Source organism: Moorena sp. SIO3B2 (assembly GCF_010692525.1).
Lineage (GTDB): Bacteria > Cyanobacteriota > Cyanobacteriia > Cyanobacteriales > Coleofasciculaceae > Moorena > Moorena producens.
Genome location: NZ_JAAHHE010000655.1, coordinates 1 through 2457, shown reverse-complemented (window position 1 = coordinate 2457; position 2457 = coordinate 1). Strand labels below are relative to the sequence as shown.

Annotated in this window: 1 protein-coding gene; it reads left to right on the top strand. The window is 41.9% G+C overall.

All coding sequences use genetic code 11. The annotated features are described in order from the left end of the window. The first annotated feature begins 589 nt into the window (after window positions 1-589). Window positions 590-2335, top strand: a complete 1746-nt coding sequence (gene ltrA, locus F6K38_RS39415) for a group II intron reverse transcriptase/maturase (RefSeq protein ID WP_287256165.1) — start codon at window positions 590-592, stop codon at window positions 2333-2335. Window positions 2336-2457: the final 122 nt, after the last annotated feature.

The following is a 2457-nucleotide window of genomic DNA, read 5'->3' as shown; positions in this document are numbered from 1 at the left end:
AAATACGTGCGACTCGTTGGCTAGAAACCTTACCTAATAAAAGGTATGGGGGATTAGCCGCAAGGTAACAGAACCTTGACAACTTGATAACCATGTTGGTGAAATACCAACCCTCGTGAAATCCGAGCGACAGCCTTACCCCTACTCACTGAGTCATAACAAACTAAGCGGGTAAAGCGGGGTCAAATAGTGAAGCTCTACCAACCTTAAGGTGGAGTTAGTAACAGGCAAATGAACTCACGGGTACGAGAGGAAGATACGCAGGAACCATCGTCATTGTACAATAGCGTAATAAGGCTGACACGCTATAGACAAAAAGTCAACGAAAAATAAAGGATTATAAGGTTGAATTTCCCTATAATGATTTCCCTAAGTTTCCGGTGGATAGTATCACCCTAAAAGTTCAACAGAATGGTTATCAGGAACGAAGTAACCTCACAGGTGCTCTTAAGAAAGGTCGATTTCTTAAGTAGGTAGTTAGCCACATGGCCTGTGTAGGAAAGATTGAGTCAGAAGCAAACGTCTAGGGTAATACCTAGAATACGCTGACGGACTCACGTGATGGGAAAAGATATGGTTGTAAGTAGCAATGAATAAGTCTAAAACTCGGGGGTTCGCCCCACAGTCGGAATGGAATCGGGTCGATTGGCGCAAGCTAGAAAGAACCGTATTTAAGTTGCAAAAACGAATATATCGAGCCTCTGTTCGTGGTGACGTTCGCGTGGTTAGAAGGTTACAAAAGACTCTAATGAAATCCTGGTCAGCTAAGATGCTGGCGGTAAGGAAGGTAACACAACAGAATAAAGGTAAAAAGACTGCCGGAATAGACGGGAAAAAAGCTTTAAAAGGCAAACAACGCCTCGTCTTAGTAGCCAACCTCAAACTGTACAAAAAACCTCAACCAACCCGTAGAGTTTGGATTGATAAACCTGGTCGTAAAGAAAAACGCCCCTTAGGGATACCCACTATTTACGACCGGGCACTCCAAGCCTTGGCAAAACAAGCATTAGAGCCAGAATGGGAAGCGGTCTTTGAACCAAACTCATATGGCTTTAGACTAGGAAGGTCATGTCATGATGCAATTGAAGCAATATTTAAATGTATCAGTCAAAAACCCAAATGGGTACTAGACGCCGATATATCTAAATGCTTCGATAAAATCAACCACGACGCTCTTCTCTCAAAAATAAATACCTACCCATCTATGAAGCGATTAATCAAAAACTGGTTAAAAGCAGGAGTAATAGATAAGGAAACATTCTCACCTACAAACGAAGGCACTCCTCAAGGCGGAATAATATCCCCGCTTTTAGCGAACATAGCCCTCCACGGAATGGAAAACAGGATAAACGAATATGCCCAAACCTTACCCGGATGCAAACGGGATAACAAAAAAGCATTAAAGTTAATCCGATATGCAGACGATTTCGTCATAACACATAAATCCAAAGAAGTGGTAGAAGAATGTCAGAGAATCATCAGCGAATGGTTGAGAGATATCGGCCTGGAACTAAAACCCGAAAAAACCAAACTGACACACACCTTTAAAGGATTTGACTTTCTAGGATTTAATATCCGTCAATACCCAGTAGGAAAAAATCAGTCGAAACAGGGTTTTAAAACCATCATCAAACCATCCAAAGAAAAAGTAAAAGAGCACTGGAAGCGACTATCAAGTGAAATAAGTAAACACAAAGCCGCCCCACAAAACGCCCTAATCAGGCATCTAAAACCCATAATAAGAGGATGGTGTAACTATAATCGCAGTGTCGTAAGTAGCGAAACATTCTCAGATTTGGACAACATGCTCTGGAACAAACTTCAAAGATGGGGATACAGGAGACATCCAAACAAATCAAAAACCTGGGTGAATAAAAAGTACTGGGGAACTAAGGTTGAAAAACCAAAAGAACCATGGGAAGCACCAAAGATAGATAACTGGGTATTCATGACAAATGAGGAGAACTATCTCCCGAAACATGCCAAAACAAAAATTGTAAGGCATGTAAAGGTCAAAGAATCCAGAAGTCCTTTCGATGGTGACCTAGTGTACTGGAGCAACCGAATGCAAAAACACCCTGAAATGACTAGCCAGAAGGGTAAACTTCTGAAAAGACAGGAAGGGAAATGTGCTGATTGTGGTCTCACATTCAGAGATGGAGATTTATTGGAAACGCATCACATAATACCACGCGCACAAGGTGGAAACGACCAACTCAGGAATCTTGAGCTACTCCACCTACATTGCCACGATGTAAAACATAGAACTAAAGTCAATCCAAAGTGTATTGAGTCAAGTAACGACTCCTCTAAGCTAGATGACAATCCTTTCTAATGTGGAGGTACCAATGAAAGTGTGTTCCTATCATGAGGAGCCGTATGACGGGAAACTGTCACGTACGGTTTTGGAGACGAGTCGCAGAGGTAACTCTGCGGCTTAGTTTAATACTCAACTGT

Bases quoted from the DNA above. Each gene is read 5' to 3' on its own strand.
- ltrA (WP_287256165.1), top strand. From the start codon at position 590: ATGAATAAGTCTAAAACTCGGGGGTTCGCCCCACAGTCGGAATGGAAT.